At 72.7% G+C, this 14,949-nt stretch carries 15 protein-coding genes; 11 read left to right on the top strand and 4 right to left on the bottom strand.

Annotation, left to right across the window (positions count from 1 at the left end; translation table 11 throughout):
- Positions 1-21 precede the first annotated feature (21 nt).
- From ACIQKA_RS09395 to ACIQKA_RS09385, 3 genes are read left to right on the top strand one after another with little or no spacing between them, the layout of a single operon-like run.
- Complete coding sequence (locus tag ACIQKA_RS09395) at positions 22-381, top strand: histidine triad nucleotide-binding protein (RefSeq protein WP_383152417.1); 360 nt, start codon at positions 22-24, stop codon at positions 379-381.
- A gap of 3 nt (positions 382-384) precedes the next feature.
- Positions 385-1,290, top strand: coding sequence for a ribonuclease Z (locus ACIQKA_RS09390; protein WP_402540550.1), 906 nt, complete (start codon positions 385-387; stop codon positions 1,288-1,290).
- 2 nt (positions 1,291-1,292) lie between these two features.
- Positions 1,293-2,321 carry an adenosine deaminase gene (locus ACIQKA_RS09385; RefSeq protein WP_402540549.1) on the top strand — a complete coding sequence of 343 codons (1,029 nt, stop codon included), beginning with the start codon at positions 1,293-1,295 and terminating at the stop codon, positions 2,319-2,321.
- A gap of 243 nt (positions 2,322-2,564) precedes the next feature.
- On the opposite strand, the gene ACIQKA_RS09380 is transcribed toward ACIQKA_RS09385, so the two are convergent.
- Positions 2,565-3,926: an MFS transporter gene (locus tag ACIQKA_RS09380; protein WP_383440625.1), complete on the bottom strand. Its 1,362-nt coding sequence runs from the start codon at positions 3,924-3,926 to the stop codon at positions 2,565-2,567.
- A 258-nt stretch (positions 3,927-4,184) separates the two neighbouring features.
- Here ACIQKA_RS09380 and ACIQKA_RS09375 point away from each other — a divergent pair, with 258 nt between their 5' ends.
- The 7 genes from ACIQKA_RS09375 (at position 4,185) to era (ending at position 10,097) form a co-directional block, all read left to right on the top strand.
- Positions 4,185-5,303: a carbohydrate kinase family protein gene (locus tag ACIQKA_RS09375; RefSeq protein WP_383152413.1), complete on the top strand. Its 1,119-nt coding sequence runs from the start codon at positions 4,185-4,187 to the stop codon at positions 5,301-5,303.
- 146 nt (positions 5,304-5,449) lie between these two features.
- Positions 5,450-6,496 (top strand): PhoH family protein, encoded by a 1,047-nt coding sequence (locus ACIQKA_RS09370; protein WP_383152412.1) that lies wholly within the window; start codon positions 5,450-5,452, stop codon positions 6,494-6,496.
- A gap of 13 nt (positions 6,497-6,509) precedes the next feature.
- A complete protein-coding gene (gene ybeY, locus ACIQKA_RS09365; protein ID WP_030211030.1) occupies positions 6,510-7,007 on the top strand; it encodes an rRNA maturation RNase YbeY in 498 nt (165 codons plus the stop codon).
- 5 nt (positions 7,008-7,012) lie between these two features.
- Positions 7,013-8,317, top strand: coding sequence for a hemolysin family protein (locus ACIQKA_RS09360; RefSeq protein ID WP_383428727.1), 1,305 nt, complete (start codon positions 7,013-7,015; stop codon positions 8,315-8,317).
- Positions 8,318-8,333: 16 nt separating this feature from the next.
- Positions 8,334-8,687: an MmcQ/YjbR family DNA-binding protein gene (locus tag ACIQKA_RS09355; protein WP_383152410.1), complete on the top strand. Its 354-nt coding sequence runs from the start codon at positions 8,334-8,336 to the stop codon at positions 8,685-8,687.
- A gap of 36 nt (positions 8,688-8,723) precedes the next feature.
- Complete coding sequence (locus ACIQKA_RS09350) at positions 8,724-9,086, top strand: cytidine deaminase (RefSeq protein WP_383152409.1); 363 nt, start codon at positions 8,724-8,726, stop codon at positions 9,084-9,086.
- A 60-nt stretch (positions 9,087-9,146) separates the two neighbouring features.
- Complete coding sequence (gene era, locus ACIQKA_RS09345) at positions 9,147-10,097, top strand: GTPase Era (protein ID WP_376232578.1); 951 nt, start codon at positions 9,147-9,149, stop codon at positions 10,095-10,097.
- 91 nt (positions 10,098-10,188) lie between these two features.
- On the opposite strand, the gene ACIQKA_RS09340 is transcribed toward era, so the two are convergent.
- The 3 genes from ACIQKA_RS09340 to ACIQKA_RS09330 all read right to left on the bottom strand — a co-directional run bounded on the left by ACIQKA_RS09340 (position 10,189) and on the right by ACIQKA_RS09330 (position 12,823).
- Positions 10,189-11,361 (bottom strand): teichoic acid biosynthesis protein C, encoded by a 1,173-nt coding sequence (locus ACIQKA_RS09340; protein WP_402540548.1) that lies wholly within the window; start codon positions 11,359-11,361, stop codon positions 10,189-10,191.
- A 110-nt stretch (positions 11,362-11,471) separates the two neighbouring features.
- A complete protein-coding gene (locus ACIQKA_RS09335) occupies positions 11,472-11,750 on the bottom strand; it encodes a protealysin inhibitor emfourin (RefSeq protein WP_383151038.1) in 279 nt (92 codons plus the stop codon).
- A gap of 20 nt (positions 11,751-11,770) precedes the next feature.
- Positions 11,771-12,823 carry a M4 family metallopeptidase gene (locus tag ACIQKA_RS09330; protein WP_383428723.1) on the bottom strand — a complete coding sequence of 351 codons (1,053 nt, stop codon included), beginning with the start codon at positions 12,821-12,823 and terminating at the stop codon, positions 11,771-11,773.
- 295 nt (positions 12,824-13,118) lie between these two features.
- On the opposite strand from ACIQKA_RS09330, the gene leuA reads away from it, so the two are divergent.
- Positions 13,119-14,891, top strand: a complete 1,773-nt coding sequence (gene leuA / locus ACIQKA_RS09325) for a 2-isopropylmalate synthase (protein WP_383151040.1) — start codon at positions 13,119-13,121, stop codon at positions 14,889-14,891.
- Positions 14,892-14,949: the final 58 nt, after the last annotated feature.

The following is a 14,949-nucleotide window of genomic DNA, read 5'->3' as shown; positions in this document are numbered from 1 at the left end:
GGAGGCGAGGAGGCCCGGACCATGGCCGGAGAGCCGCAGAGCGACTGCCTGTTCTGCAAGATCGTGGCGGGGGAGGTGCCCGCGACGATCGTGCGCGAGACGGAGACGACCCTCGCGTTCCGCGACATCAACCCGCAGGCGCCCACGCACGTCCTGGTGATCCCGCGCGTCCACTACCCGGACGCCGCCTCCCTCGCGGCCGGCGCGCCGGACGTCGCCGCCGACCTGCTGCGCGAGGCCGGCGAGGTCGCCGCCCAGGAGAAGACCGACGAGGCCGGCTACCGGATCGTCCTCAACACCGGCGCGGGCGCGGGCCAGACCGTCTTCCACACCCACGCGCACGTGCTCGGCGGCCGCGGCCTCAACTGGCCCCCCGGATAAACCGTGTCCGTACGCGAACTGGTCGTCCTCGGGACCGCCAGCCAGGTCCCGACCCGGCACCGCAACCACAACGGCTACCTGCTGCGCTGGGACGGCGGGGGCATCATGTTCGACCCCGGCGAGGGCACCCAGCGCCAGATGCTGCGGGCCGGGGTCGCCGCGCACGACCTCGACCGGATCTGCGTCACGCACTTCCACGGCGACCACTCGCTCGGCCTGGCCGGGGTGATCCAGCGGATCAACCTCGACCAGGTCCCGCACCCGGTCACCGCCCACTACCCGGCGAGCGGGCAGCGCTTCTTCGAGCGGCTGCGGTACGCCACGGCCTACCGCGAGACCGTGGAGCTGGTCGAGGCGCCCGTCTCCGCCGACGGACCGCTCGCCGTCACCGACGCGTACGCCCTGGAAGCGCACCGGCTCTCCCACCCCGTCGAGTCCTACGGCTACCGGCTGATCGAGCCCGACGGGCGCCGCATCCTGCCCGGGAAGCTCGCCGAGCACGGCATCGCGGGCCCCGACGTGGGCCGCATCCAGCGCGACGGCGTCCTGAACGGCGTCACCCTCGACCAGGTCAGCGAGGTCCGGCGCGGACAGCGCTTCGCCTTCGTCATGGACACCCGACTCTGCGACGGCGTGCACGCCCTCGCCGACGGCGCCGACATGCTCGTCATCGAGTCGACCTTCCTCGACGAGGACGTCCGCCTCGCCACCGACCACGGCCACCTGACGGCCGGACAGGCCGCCGCGGTCGCCCGCGACGCGGGCGTGCGGCACCTCGTCCTCACCCACTTCTCGCAGCGCTACCACGACCCCGCCGAGTTCGAACGGCAGGCGCGGGCGGCCGGGTTCGACGGCGAGCTGAGCATTGCCCAGGACCTCATGAGGGTCCCCGTACCGAAACGAACGTGAACATGCCCGTACCCGTAGGCCTCCCCGCGTCCCTCCCCAAGGCGGAACTGCACCTCCACATCGAGGGCACCCTCGAACCCGAACTGGCCTTCGCGTTCGCCGCGCGCAACGGCGTCACCCTGCCGTACGCGGACACCGGCGCCCTGCGCGAGGCGTACCGCTTCAGCGACCTCCAGTCCTTCCTGGACCTGTACTACGGCCTGATGGCGGTCCTGCGCACCGCCGGGGACTTCACCGAACTCGCCGACGCCTACCTGGAGCGGGCCGCCGCCCAGGGCGTCCGGCACGCGGAGATCTTCTTCGACCCGCAGGCGCACACCGCCCGCGGCGTCCCGATCGGCACCGTGATCGAGGGCCTCACCGCCTCCCTCGACCGCGCCGAGGAGCGGTACGGGATCTCCACCCGGCTCATCATGTGCTTCCTGCGCGACGAGTCCGCCGAGTCGGCCCTCGCCACCCTGGAGGCCGCGAAGCCGTACCTGGACCGGATCACCGGCGTCGGCCTCGACTCCGCGGAGGTCGGCCACCCGCCGGCCAAGTTCCGCGAGGTGTACGAGGAGGCCGCCCGGCTCGGCCTGCGCCGCGTCGCGCACGCGGGCGAGGAGGGGCCCGCGGCGTACGTCCGCGAGGCGCTCGACGTCCTCGGCGCCGAGCGGATCGACCACGGCCTGCGCTGCATGGACGACCCCGACCTCGTCGCCCGGCTCGCCCGCGAGCGGGTCCCGCTCACCCTCTGCCCCCTGTCGAACGTCCGCCTCCGCGTCATCGACACCCTCGCCGACCATCCGCTCCGCGCGATGATGTCGGCGGGCCTCCTCGTCACCGTCAACTCCGACGACCCCGCCTACTTCGGCGGCTACGCGGGCGACAACTACGACGGCGTCCGCGCCGCGCTCGGCCTCACGGAGGAACAGCTCCGGGAGCTGGCCCGGAACTCCTTCCTGGCGTCGTTCCTGGAGGACGACGAGGGGCGGCGCGAGCGGTATCTGGCGGAGGTGGAGGCGTACGAGTTCGGGGGCGGCGGGGCGTAGGCGCCCGTGGGGCGGGGCGGGGTGGGTGCGGGCCGGGGGGCGCCCGCGGCGGGCCTGTTCCCCGCCCCGCCCCCTCCCGTAACCGGGGCTCCGCCCCGGACCCCGCGCCTCGAACGCCGGCGGGGCTGAAGTTCAGCCCGTCCGGCGTTCGAGGACACGCCCGGAGGGCGTACGGGGTCCGGGGGATCGCCTCCGGTTTCGGGAAGGGGCGGGACGGCGGAACAAGCCCCGCGCAGCGGCCCCTCACTCCCGCCCCCTCACCCCCGCCAACCCGAACGTCGACTTCGCCGGACGCCGCCGCGCAGCGGACACCCGGATCGGAGCCACCGGCTGCTCCGGCGCGCCCACCTGGGGCACCAGCGACGGCGTGGCCGAAGCCGTGCCGGCCAGGACGGCCGCGGGGGCGCCGCCGCGGCGGCGGATCGAGCCGGGGACCAGGGGGCGGCCGGAGACGTGCCGGGCCACGGCCGTCATGGGGGCGGCGACCAGGAGGAGCAGGGCGCAGAGGACCGCGCCCATGCCCGGATGGCCCGCGCCCTCCGAGAGGAGGCTGCCGGTCACCGGGCCGCAGGCCACGCCCAGGGAGGACGCCGAGCCGACCAGGACGGCCCAGCGGCCGCGCGGGTCGAGGGAGGCGGCCAGGCCCAGGAGGTAGGACAGGACGACCGGGTAGAAGGCGTTCCACAGGATCTCGCCGGTCGCGAACGCGACCAGGTCCCGGGCGGACGAACTCAGCAGCACGCAGCCCGCGATGAGGACCGTGCCGGCCCCGATCGGCACCGCCCGGCCCAGGCGCGAGCCGAGCGCCCCCGCCGCCGTGACCCCGGCGAGCCCCGCGCCGAGCGCCGCCGCGAAGACCGCGCCGACGGTGACCTCGGAGAGCCCGGCCTGAGCGGTCCCGATGCGGCCGCTCACGCCCCACAGCGCGTTCTGCGCGAGGGACCAGCACAGGATGCCGCCCGCGAGGACGGCTCCCGCCCGGCGGTACGGCAGCGGGCCCGCCACGGACGCCACGGGTCCGGGGGACCCGGCGGACGCCTCCCGGCCCGCACGCGCCCGCGTACCGCCCGGCAGACGGCCCGTCACCGGCCACACGAGCGCCGCCGCGCAGGCGATCGCGAGCAGCGGGGGCGCGTGACCGGGGCCCAGGTGGGGGAGCGTCAGGTAGAGGGCGCCCGCCGTGGCCGAGACGGAGAGCAGGCCCAGGGTGGAGGCCCGGTGCGGGTCCCGCCGCCCGGCGATCCCGGCGGCGGCCACCGCCGTCGCCGTGCCGGAGCCGAGGCCGCCGAGGACGGCGCCCGCGACCACCAGCGGCACGGTGCCGGCCGCGGCGGCGGAGCCGTACCCGACGATCATGGCGAGCAGGCCCGCGCGGGCCGCCCGGCGCGGCCCGGTCCGCTCCCCGCGCGCGGCGAGCGCGAAGCCGGCGGACGAGGAGCCGAGCAGCAGCACGGAGCCGACCAGGCCCGCCTGCGCGGGGGAGAGGCCGAGCCCGGCGGAGAGGCGGCCGACGACGGTCGGCAGCAGGTACGGGGCCAGGTAACCGGCCGTGAAGAGCGCGACGAGGGCGACGAGGGCCCCCGCGCCGCGAGACCGCGACGACATGGGCGTTCCCAGGAGCAAGAAGGGGAGGGGTGGAGCGCCCGGTGGTGCACGAGGGGCACGGGGTCGCGGGACCATGTGTATCAAGCGGGCGAGGGGTGGGAGAAGACGGTTTCCCCCGGTACGGGATGTGATCCGCGACACTTGTGGTTTGGCAGGATGGTTTCCGGGTAAAGAGCCGTCCTCCTCGTGCGTCCCACCCGTCTCCCGACCCCCATCGGGCACACTGGGCGGATCCGCACCGCGACCGGGGAGCCCGCCGTGACCACACCCAGGGGAGAGCAGCCGCAACACGACGCCGAGGTCGACCCGCTGGAGCGCCTGCGCGAGCCCACCGATCCCGCCTGCGACGTCTTCCTGACCGGCACGGTCTTCCTCGACATCATCTTCACCGGCCTCGACAGCGCCCCCGTCCGCGGCACCGAGTCCTGGGCCCGCGGCATGGGCTCCAGCCCCGGCGGCGTCGCCAACATGGCCACCGCCCTCGCCCGCCTCGGCCTGCGCACCTCCCTCGCCGCCGCCTTCGGCGACGACCACTACGGCGAGTACTGCTGGGACGCCCTGGAGCAGGGCGAGGGCATCGACCTCTCCTTCTCCCGCACGGTCCCCGGCTGGCACTCCCCGGTCACCGTCTCCATGGCCTACGAGGGCGAGCGCACGATGGTCTCGCACGGCCACGAGGCCCCGCCGTCCGAGGGCGCCCTGCCCGCCTGCCCGCCGCACGCGCGCGCGGCCGTCGCCTCCCTCGTCCCCGGCCGCCCCGAGGAGTGGGTCGCCCAGGCCGCCCGCGCCGGCGCCAAGGTCTTCGCCGACGTCGGCTGGGACGACACCGGCCGCTGGGACCTGGCGGCCCTCCCGGACCTGGAGCACTGCGAGGCGTTCCTGCCCAACGCCGCCGAGGCGATGCGCTACACCCGCACCGACTGCCCCCGGGCCGCCGCCCGCGCCCTCGCCGACAAGGTCCGCCACGCCGTGGTCACGCTCGGCGCCGAGGGCGCCTACGCCGTCGACGGCGCCACCGGCGAGACCGCCGAGGTCCCCGCCATCGAGGTCTCCGCCCTCGACCCGACCGGCGCCGGGGACGTCTTCGTCGCCGGCTTCGTCACCGGCACCCTCGCGGGCTGGCCCCTCGCCGACCGGCTCGCCTTCGCGGGCCTCACCGCCGCCCTCTCCGTCCAGGAGTTCGGCGGCTCCCTCTCCGCCCCCACCTGGGACGAGATCGCCGCCTGGTGGCAGCGGGCCCAGGGCGACGCCCGGCAGGACCCCGAGGCCCTGCGCGGCCGCTACGCCTTCCTGGAGCGCCTCCTGCCCGCCCCCGCCCGCCCCTGGCCGCTGCGCAGGGCGGTCCCGACGATCGGCTTCCGCGCGGCCGCCTCCTGAGGCCGGCCTCCGAACACGCCACTCGAACGGCCCTCCGTAAACCCCTTAGGCCTTGTCGGTACCAGGTCGTAGGCTTGGTGGTCGAGAGGTTGTCGAGCAGCGAGAACCCTGCGACGGGAGGTATGTGCAGGCCCCAGTGCCGGCCCATGACTCACACACCCACAGCCCACGACGGAGCGCCCCGCGACGGGGCGCACGGACAGGCCCGCGCCCACTTCGCCGTCCCCGCCAAGCACCCGATGGTGACCCTCCTCGGCTCCGGGGACTCCCTGCTCCGCGTGATCGAGCGCTCGTTCCCGGGCGCCGACATCCACGTCCGGGGCAATCAGGTCAGCGCGGTCGGCGACGCGGCGGAAGTCGCCCTGATCCAGCGCCTGTTCGACGAGATGATGCTGGTGCTCCGCACCGGTCAGCCGATGACGGAGGACGCAGTGGAACGCTCGATCGCCATGCTCAGGGCGAGCGGGGACGGAACGGCGGAGGGCGGCGAGGAGACTCCCGCCGAGGTGCTCACGCAGAACATCCTCTCCAGCCGGGGACGCACGATCCGTCCCAAGACGCTCAACCAGAAGCGGTACGTCGACGCCATCGACAAGCACACGATCGTCTTCGGCATCGGCCCCGCGGGCACCGGCAAGACCTATCTCGCCATGGCCAAGGCGGTCCAGGCCCTGCAGTCCAAGCAGGTCAACCGGATCATCCTGACCAGACCCGCCGTCGAGGCGGGCGAGCGGCTCGGCTTCCTGCCGGGCACGCTCTACGAGAAGATCGACCCGTACCTGCGCCCGCTCTACGACGCCCTGCACGACATGCTCGACCCGGACTCGATCCCCAAGCTCATGGCGAGCGGGACGATCGAGGTCGCGCCCCTGGCGTACATGCGGGGCCGCACCCTGAACGACGCGTTCATCATCCTGGACGAGGCGCAGAACACGAACCCCGAGCAGATGAAGATGTTCCTCACCCGCCTCGGCTTCGACTCGAAGATCGTCATCACCGGTGACGTCACCCAGGTCGACCTGCCGAACGGGACGAAGAGCGGTCTGCGGCAGGTCCGCGACATCCTCGACGGGGTCCAGGACGTCCACTTCTCCACGCTCACGTCGCAGGATGTCGTCCGGCACAAGCTCGTCGGCCGTATCGTCGACGCGTACGAGCAGTACGACAGCCGCAACGGCCGCAACGGGAAGTAGTCACAGAACCACCATGTCGATCGACGTCAACAACGAGTCCGGCACCGAGGTAGACGAGCAGTCGATCCTCGACATCGCCCGCTACGCGCTCGCGCGCATGCGCATCCACCCCCTCTCCGAGCTCTCGGTGATCGTCGTGGACGCGGAGGCGATGGAGCAGCTCCACATCCAGTGGATGGACCTGCCCGGCCCCACGGACGTCATGTCCTTCCCGATGGACGAGCTGCGCCCGCCGGCGAAGGACGACGCGGAGCCCCCGCAGGGGCTCCTCGGCGACATCGTGCTCTGCCCCGAGGTCGCCACCCAGCAGGGCAAGGACGCGCCGACGCAGCACTCCATGGACGAGGAGCTCCAGCTCCTCACCGTCCACGGAGTGCTGCACCTCCTCGGCTACGACCACGAGGAGCCCGACGAGAAGGCCGAGATGTTCGGCCTCCAGGCGGCGATCGTCGACGGCTGGCGCGCGGAGAAGGGCCTGACCGGCCCCTCCCCGGCGCCGACCGTGTCCTGACCCCGATGGACGTCTCGCTGATCCTCGGGGCGGTCGCGCTCGTCGTCGTGGCCTGGCTCGCCGCCTGCGCCGAGGCGGGCCTCGCCCGGATCTCCAGCTTCCGCGCCGCCGAGGCCGTACGGTCCGGGCGGCGCGGGGCCGAGAAGCTCGCCCAGGTCGCCTCCGACCCGACCCGCTACCTCAACGTGGCGCTGCTCGTCCGCGTCGCCTGCGAGATGGCGGCCGGCGTCCTCGTCACGTACGCCTGCCTGGAGGCCTTCCCGGAGACCTGGGAGGCGCTCCTCGTCGCCATCGCCGTCATGGTCCTCGTCTCGTACGTGGCCGTCGGCGTCTCGCCGCGCACCATCGGCCGCCAGCACCCGCTGAACACGGCGACCGCCGCCGCGTACGTCCTGGTGCCCCTCGCCCGGATCATGGGCCCGATCCCGCAGCTGCTGATCCTCATCGGCAACGCGCTCACCCCCGGCAAGGGCTTCCGCAAGGGCCCCTTCGCCTCCGAGGCCGAGCTGCGGGCCCTGGTCGACCTCGCCGAGCAGGAGTCGCTGATCGAGGACGACGAGCGCCGCATGGTGCACTCCGTCTTCGAGCTGGGCGACACCCTCGTGCGCGAGGTGATGGTGCCCCGCACCGACCTGATCTGCATCGAGCGGTACAAGACCGTCCGCCAGGCCCTCACCCTGGCGCTGCGCTCCGGCTTCTCCCGGATCCCGGTCACCGGCGAGAACGAGGACGACATCGTCGGCATCGTGTACCTCAAGGACCTGGCCCGCCGGACCCACGTCAACCGGGAGTCGGAGTCCGACCTGGTGTCGACCGCGATGCGGCCGGCCGCCTTCGTGCCCGACACCAAGAACGCCGGCGACCTGCTGCGCGAGATGCAGCAGGAGCGCAACCACGTCGCCGTCGTCGTCGACGAGTACGGCGGCACGGCCGGGATCGTCACCATCGAGGACATCCTGGAGGAGATCGTCGGCGAGATCACCGACGAGTACGACCGGGAGCTGCCGCCCGTCCAGGAGCTCGGCGACGACCGGTACCGGGTCACCGCCCGCCTCGACATCGGGGACCTCGGCGAGCTCTACGGCCTGGGCCCCGACGAGTACGACGACGAGGACGTGGAGACCGTCGGCGGCCTGCTCGCCAAGGCCCTGGGCCGCGTCCCCATCCCGGGCGCGAAGTCCGTGGTGGAGCTGCCCGACGGGCGCTCGCTGCGGCTGACCGCCGAGTCCCCGGCCGGCCGCCGGAACAAGATCGTCACCGTGCTCGTGGAACCGGTGGAGCCGGTCGGGGCGGAGAAGGAGTCCGAGTGACCCCCCAGGAGGCCGGGTGACCCCCGACGAGCTGCGCGCCCTCTGCCTGGAGTTCGCCGACGCGACGGAGGAGTTCCCCTTCGGTCCGGACACCTCCGTCTTCAAGGTCGCCGGGAAGCTCTTCGCGCTCTCGGCGCTCGACTCCGAGCCGCTCCGGGTCAACCTCAAGTGCGACCCGGACGAGGCCGTGCGGCTCCGCGAGGAGCACCCGGCGATCGCCCCCGGCCACCACATGAACAAGCGGCACTGGAACACGGTGACCGTCGGCGAGCTCCCGGCCCCCATGGTCCGGGAGCTGGTCGAGGACTCGTACGACCTCGTCGTCGCGGGCCTGCCGAAGGCGGTACGGCTCCGCCTCGACCGCCCCTGACCCGGAGCCCTCCCGGGCCCGACCTATGCTCGCTCCATGACACTCAGCAGCGAGCACGGCGACCTCGGCGCCGAGGACCTCAAGATCATCACCCTGGCGCGGAGCGCGCGGGCCCGCAACGGCGTGGCCGAGGGCGCGGCCGTGCGCGACGAGACCGGCCGGACGTACGTGGCCGGGACCGTGGCGCTCGAATCGCTCCGGCTGAGCGCCCTCCGGACCGCCGTCGCGATGGCGGTGGCCAGCGGCGCCGAGTCCCTGGAGGCGGCGGCCGTCGTGACGACCGCCGAGGCGGCCTCGGACGAGGACCGCGCGGCCGTGCGGGACCTCGGCGGCCCGGAGACCCCGGTCCTGCTGGCGGGCCCGGACGGACGGCTGCGGCGGGCCGTCACGGCGGGCTGAGGCGCGCCGCCGGACCCTCCGCACCCACTGGGTGCGTGGCGCGGGCGCTCATCGGGGACAATGGCCCCCATGAGCGCTCGCAACCAAGAAACCGAAGCCGTCCACCGGGCCGGCTTCGCCTGCTTCGTCGGCCGCCCCAACGCGGGCAAGTCCACCCTCACGAACGCTCTGGTCGGCCAGAAGGTGGCCATCACCTCGAACCGGCCGCAGACCACCCGGCACACCGTCCGGGGCATCGTGCACCGCCCGGACGCGCAGCTGATCCTGGTCGACACCCCCGGCCTCCACAAGCCGCGCACCCTCCTGGGCGAGCGGCTCAACGACGTCGTGCGCACCACCTGGGCCGAGGTCGACGTGATCGGCTTCTGCCTGCCCGCCGACCAGAAGCTCGGCCCCGGCGACCGCTTCATCGCCAAGGAACTGGCCGGGATCAAGAAGACCCCCAAGGTCGCGATCATCACCAAGACCGACCTGGTCGACTCCAAGACGCTCGCCGAGCAGCTCATCGCCGTCGACCAGCTCGGCAAGGAGCTGGGCTTCGAGTGGCAGGAGATCGTCCCGGTCTCGGCCGTCGGCGACAAGCAGGTCCAGCTCGTCGCGGACCTGCTCGTCCCGCTGCTCCCCGAGTCCCCGCCGCTCTACCCGGAGGGCGACCTCACGGACGAGCCCGAGCAGGTCATGGTCGCGGAGCTGATCCGCGAGGCCGCGCTCGAAGGCGTGCGGGACGAGCTGCCGCACTCCATCGCGGTGGTCGTGGAGGAGATGATCCCCCGCGAGAACCGTCCGGCGGACCGGCCGCTGCTCGACATCCACGCCAACGTGTACATCGAGCGCCCCAGCCAGAAGGGCATCATCATCGGCCCCAAGGGCAGCCGCCTCAAGGAGGTCGGGATGAAGTCCCGCAAGCACATCGAGGCCCTCCTCGGCACCCCGGTCTTCCTCGACCTGCACGTGAAGGTCGCGAAGGACTGGCAGCGGGACCCGAAGCAGCTCAGGAAGCTGGGCTTCTAGGGGGCCGGGCCTCCGGAAGGACCTGCGGCGGGGCCGCGCCCGGGAACCTTCCCGGGCGCGGCCCCTTCTCGTGCCCCGGCGCCGTCGTGCCTCACGGCTGGATCAGCGAGTCCTTGGAGTAGACCGACGCGGTGCGCGCGCCCGGGGTGTCGCCCGAGGCGAAGCCCATGCAGAGGCGGAACACGTCGGGCTCGGACGCCTTCGGGATCTGGACGGCCAGGCCCTCCGGCTCGCGGAACGGCAGGGTGCAGCCGGCCTTCGAGTGGAAGGTCCGGATGATCTGCCCGGTGTTCAGGTCCACCGAGGTCAGGTGGGTGTTGCCCTCGCCCGGCGGGGAGATGACGATCTTGGGCGTCGACGCGTTGCCGTCGTGGTCCTGCGTGTAGCCGTACGAGTTGCCGTGCAGCATGTACAGGTACCGGCCGGCCACCGCGTACCCCTGGAACGAGGGCTTTCCGTAGCGGTTGCGGTCGATCGAGATCGCGGGCTCGGCGATCTCGGCCAGCGGCGCGCCGAAGTCGCCCGCGCGCGCCGCGGCCAGGTCGAAGATCCGGTAGCGCATGCCGTTGAGGCTGTACCGGACGACCAGGCGGTTGTTCAGCGGGTCGACGCCCGCCGTGTTGTTCACGCTGCCGGGGACGGGGGTGAACTTCTGGAGCGAGGTGCTGGTGGCGTCCAGCGGCGTGCTGGAGCTCGCGAACTTGAAGCGGCAGAGGCGGCGGCCCCGGCTCGTCCCCTCCGCGGTGTCCTGGACGGCGTCGACCTCGGTCCACAGGTAGGTGCTGCTGCCCGAGGGCTCGACGCCGATGCCGACGCCGTGGCCGAAGCCCCGCAGGTACATGTGGCCCGTGATCTTCGCGCTTCCGGCGCCCTCCGCCGTGTCGGCGCCGAGGGTCCACTCGGTGATCGCCAGGTCGCCGTGGAGGTCGCGGAGGTTGGCGGAGACCGGCGCGGACTCGCCCTTGAGCTGGAGGCCGCCGCCGATGATCTGGGCGAAGTACAGGCGCCGGTTGACGTTGTCGAAGCCGAGGGACTGGATGACCGTCCCCCGCTGCACGGCCTTCTCGCGGAAGTAGGCGGGGCCGGTGTTGCCCTCGACGCGGATCAGCTTCGACGGCGGCAGCGCCAGGGTCGTGGCCGCCGTCCCGGCGCCCGTGCCCGCGGCGCTCGCGGTCCCGGCCGCCGTGCCGAGTCCGGCGACGGCCAGGGCGGCGACGCCGCTCAGGGAGAGGAAGCCGCGCCGGTTCGGCTGACTTTCGTTCATGTGCGGTTCACTTTCGCGAGGGGGGCGAGGCCGCGCCATCCTTTCAAGTCACGGCGCGAACCTCGAACACCAGGGCGAAGGCGAGGAAAGGGGGGAGTGGAGGCGTCCGGTTACGCGCCCTCCTTCAGGAGCCGGACGATCAGGGCCCGCTGCTCCTTCGTGACCGCCGGATCGCCGCACCGGACCGTGCGCCCGTCGATCGTGATCTCGTACGAGAAGCCGTCCGGGACGCGGGAGCGGTCACCGTCCCCGCCGCCCCCGTCGGCCGCCGCGAGGACCGCCCCCGCCAGGGCGGTCCACTCCCCGGCGTCGGAGCGGCCCGCGGTGTCCACCTCCGCCGACCGCTCGATGCCCGCGAAACCGCCCGTGCGCCGCACTCGAATCCGCATGAGCCCCTCCCTACCCCGGCTCAGTCCACCGGCACGCCCACGGCGGCCCAGGACTTCAGGACGGCCTGGATCTCCGCCCCGTCGCCGTACCGGTCCTTCGCCGCCTTCGCCGTCGCCGCCGCGAACTCGGCGAACCGGGTCTCCGGAGTGAGGGTGCCGCCGGTCATCACGTCGTACCAGATCTGCCCGGCCCGCTCCCACGCGTTGCCGCCCAGTTCGGTCGCCGCCAGGTAGAAGGCGTGGTTGGGGATGCCGGAGTTGATGTGCACCCCGCCGTTGTCGCGGCCCGTGCGGACGTAGTCGTCCATGTGGGCGGGCTGCGGGTCCTTGCCGAGGACGTCGTCGTCGTACGCCGTGCCCGGGGCCTTCATGGAACGCAGGGCCCTGCCCTGCACGTTCGGGTGGAAGAGGCCCTCGCCGATCAGCCAGTCCGCCGCCTCGGCGCCCTGCCCGAGCGCGTACTGCTTCACGAGGGCGCCGAAGACGTCCGAGACGGACTCGTTGAGGGCGCCGGACTGGCTGAAGTACTCCAGGTTCGCCGTGTACTGGGTGAAGCCGTGGGCCAGTTCGTGGCCGATGACGTCCACGGGCAGGGTGAAGTCGAGGAAGATCTCGTCGTCGCCGTCCCCGAACACCATCTGCTCGCCGTTCCAGAAGGCGTTGCCGTAGTCCCGGTCGTAGTGGACGGAGGCGACCAGCGGCAGCCCGGAGCCGTCGATCGAGTCGCGCCCGAAGGCGTTCAGGAAGAGGTCGAAGGTGGCGCCGAGGCCCGCGTACGCGCGGTTGACGGAGGCGTCGCCGGTCGCCTCCCCGCCCTCGGCGCGGACCTTCTCGCCCGGCAGGTCGGTGCCCCGCCGGCAGTCGTGGACGGTGCGGTGCGGGCCGGCGGCGGCGCGGGCGGCGGCCGCGGGGGCGGAGCCGGGCCGCGGCAGCACCCGGAACGTGCGGGCCGAGGCGTCCGCGGCCAGGGTGCGGCGGGCGGTGGCGGCGACGGCCGGATCGGAGGAGTGCGCCAGGTGCTCCAGGAGGTGCGGCGGCACGATCGAACAGAAGACAGGAGTGTGAGCGGTCATTCCAGCAATGTGGCAGTGCGTGACGGCACTGTCACGAGGAGAGACGAGGATTGGCGAAATGGAGTGATCCGTCACTGTTCGAGTTTGATTCCGCAGCCGTCCCGCATACTGGAATGGGACGTCCGCCTCCACGTCCCTGGGCTAAGCTGCGGCACATCATGCGTTTCGGGCTGCTTCTCCTTAGCTGCCGCGGCGAGGGCCTGTAGTCGTAGGCCGACCCCCTCCCCGCGGGACCTGGTGTTGCGTTCGACAGTCGGCCGTCCTTCTCTCCGCTGGACCCGAGGAGCCCTACGCAATGTCGCAGTCCCCGTTCATCGGCCGCCCCACGCCCGTCACCAACGAGGCCCCGCTGCAGAAGCCGTCCGGGATGCCGATCCACAAGTACGGCCGGTACGAGGCCGTCGAGATCCCCGACCGAACCTGGCCCGACCGGCGCATCACCAAGGCCCCCCGCTGGCTGTCCACCGACCTGCGCGACGGCAACCAGGCCCTGATCGACCCGATGTCCCCGGCCCGCAAGCGCGAGATGTTCGACCTGCTCGTACGCATGGGCTACAAGGAGATCGAGGTCGGCTTCCCGTCCTCCGGCGAGACCGACTTCGCGTTCGTGCGCTCCATCATCGAAGAGGGCGCGATCCCGGACGACGTCACCATCTCCGTCCTGACCCAGGCCCGCGAGGACCTGATCGAGCGGACCGTGGAGTCCCTGGTCGGCGCGAAGCGGGCCACCGTCCACCTGTACAACGCCACCGCGCCCACCTTCCGCCGGGTCGTCTTCCGCGGCTCGAAGGAGGACATCAAGCAGATCGCCGTGGACGGCACGCGCCTGGTGATGGAGTACGCGGAGAAGCTGCTGGGCCCGGAGACGACCTTCGGCTACCAGTACAGCCCCGAGATCTTCACCGACACCGAGCTGGACTTCGCCCTGGAGGTCTGCGAGGCCGTCTGCGACGTCTGGCAGCCGGGCCCGGGCCGCGAGATCATCCTCAACCTGCCCGCCACCGTGGAGCGTTCGACGCCGTCCACGCACGCGGACCGGTTCGAGTGGATGTCCCGGAACCTGACCCGCCGGGAGTACGTCTGCATCTCCGCCCACCCGCACAACGACCGCGGCACGGCCGTGGCGGCGGCCGAGCTGGCCGTCATGGCCGGCGCCGACCGCGTCGAGGGCTGCCTGTTCGGCCAGGGCGAGCGCACCGGCAACGTCGACCTGGTGACCCTGGGCATGAACCTGTTCAGCCAGGGCGTCGACCCGCAGATCGACTTCTCGCAGATCGACGAGATCCGCCGCACCAGCGAGTACTGCAACCAGATGGAGGTCCACCCGCGCCACCCCTACGCGGGCGACCTGGTCTACACCGCCTTCTCCGGCTCCCACCAGGACGCCATCAAGAAGGGCTTCGACGCCATGGAGGCCGACGCGGCCGCCCGGGGCAAGACCGTGGACGACATCGAGTGGGCCGTCCCGTACCTGCCGATCGACCCGAAGGACGTCGGCCGCTCCTACGAGGCCGTCATCCGGGTCAACTCGCAGTCCGGCAAGGGCGGCATCGCGTACGTCCTGAAGAACGACCACAAGCTGGACCTGCCCCGCCGGATGCAGATCGAGTTCTCCCGGATCATCCAGCAGAAGACCGACTCCGAGGGCGGCGAGGTCACGCCGGCCGCGATCTGGTCCGTCTTCCAGGACGAGTACCTGCCCAGCCCGGACGGCACCGCGGCCCGCTGGGGCCGCATCCAGCTGCGCTCCGGCCAGACCACCTCCGACACCGACGGCACGGACACGCTGACCGTCGAGGCGGTCGTGGACGGCGTCGACACGGTCCTGACCGGCTCCGGCAACGGCCCCATCTCGGCCTTCTTCGCCGCGCTGCAGGCCGTCGGCGTGGACGCCCGCCTGCTGGACTACCAGGAGCACACGATGAGCGAGGGCGCCTCCGCGCAGGCCGCCTCGTACATCGAGTGCGCCATCGACGGCAAGGTCCTGTGGGGCATCGGCATCGACGCCAACACCACTCGCGCCTCCCTGAAGGCGGTCGTCTCGGCGGTCAACCGCTCCGCCCGCTGACCCGCTCCGGCACCGCTGCCCCGCGCCCTCCCGGAAGGCGCGGGGCAGCGCCGCGTCC

The organism is Streptomyces sp. NPDC092045, from assembly GCF_044756005.1.
Taxonomy (GTDB): Bacteria; Actinomycetota; Actinomycetes; order Streptomycetales; family Streptomycetaceae; genus Streptomyces.
The sequence above is the reverse complement of the archived record's forward strand: the minus strand, read 5'-3'. Positions and strand labels throughout refer to the sequence as shown.

Coding starts and splice junctions, on each gene's coding strand:
- ACIQKA_RS09330 (WP_383428723.1), bottom strand. CDS start 12,823: ATGACCGCTCACACTCCTGTCTTCTGTTCGATCGTGCCGCCGCACCTC.
- ACIQKA_RS09370 (WP_383152412.1), top strand. CDS start 5,450: ATGACTCACACACCCACAGCCCACGACGGAGCGCCCCGCGACGGGGCG.
- ACIQKA_RS09380 (WP_383440625.1), bottom strand. CDS start 3,926: ATGTCGTCGCGGTCTCGCGGCGCGGGGGCCCTCGTCGCCCTCGTCGCG.
- ACIQKA_RS09340 (WP_402540548.1), bottom strand. CDS start 11,361: ATGAACGAAAGTCAGCCGAACCGGCGCGGCTTCCTCTCCCTGAGCGGC.
- ACIQKA_RS09360 (WP_383428727.1), top strand. CDS start 7,013: ATGGACGTCTCGCTGATCCTCGGGGCGGTCGCGCTCGTCGTCGTGGCC.
- leuA (WP_383151040.1), top strand. CDS start 13,119: ATGTCGCAGTCCCCGTTCATCGGCCGCCCCACGCCCGTCACCAACGAG.
- ybeY (WP_030211030.1), top strand. CDS start 6,510: ATGTCGATCGACGTCAACAACGAGTCCGGCACCGAGGTAGACGAGCAG.
- ACIQKA_RS09335 (WP_383151038.1), bottom strand. CDS start 11,750: ATGCGGATTCGAGTGCGGCGCACGGGCGGTTTCGCGGGCATCGAGCGG.
- ACIQKA_RS09395 (WP_383152417.1), top strand. CDS start 22: ATGGCCGGAGAGCCGCAGAGCGACTGCCTGTTCTGCAAGATCGTGGCG.
- ACIQKA_RS09350 (WP_383152409.1), top strand. CDS start 8,724: ATGACACTCAGCAGCGAGCACGGCGACCTCGGCGCCGAGGACCTCAAG.
- era (WP_376232578.1), top strand. CDS start 9,147: ATGGCCCCCATGAGCGCTCGCAACCAAGAAACCGAAGCCGTCCACCGG.
- ACIQKA_RS09385 (WP_402540549.1), top strand. CDS start 1,293: ATGCCCGTACCCGTAGGCCTCCCCGCGTCCCTCCCCAAGGCGGAACTG.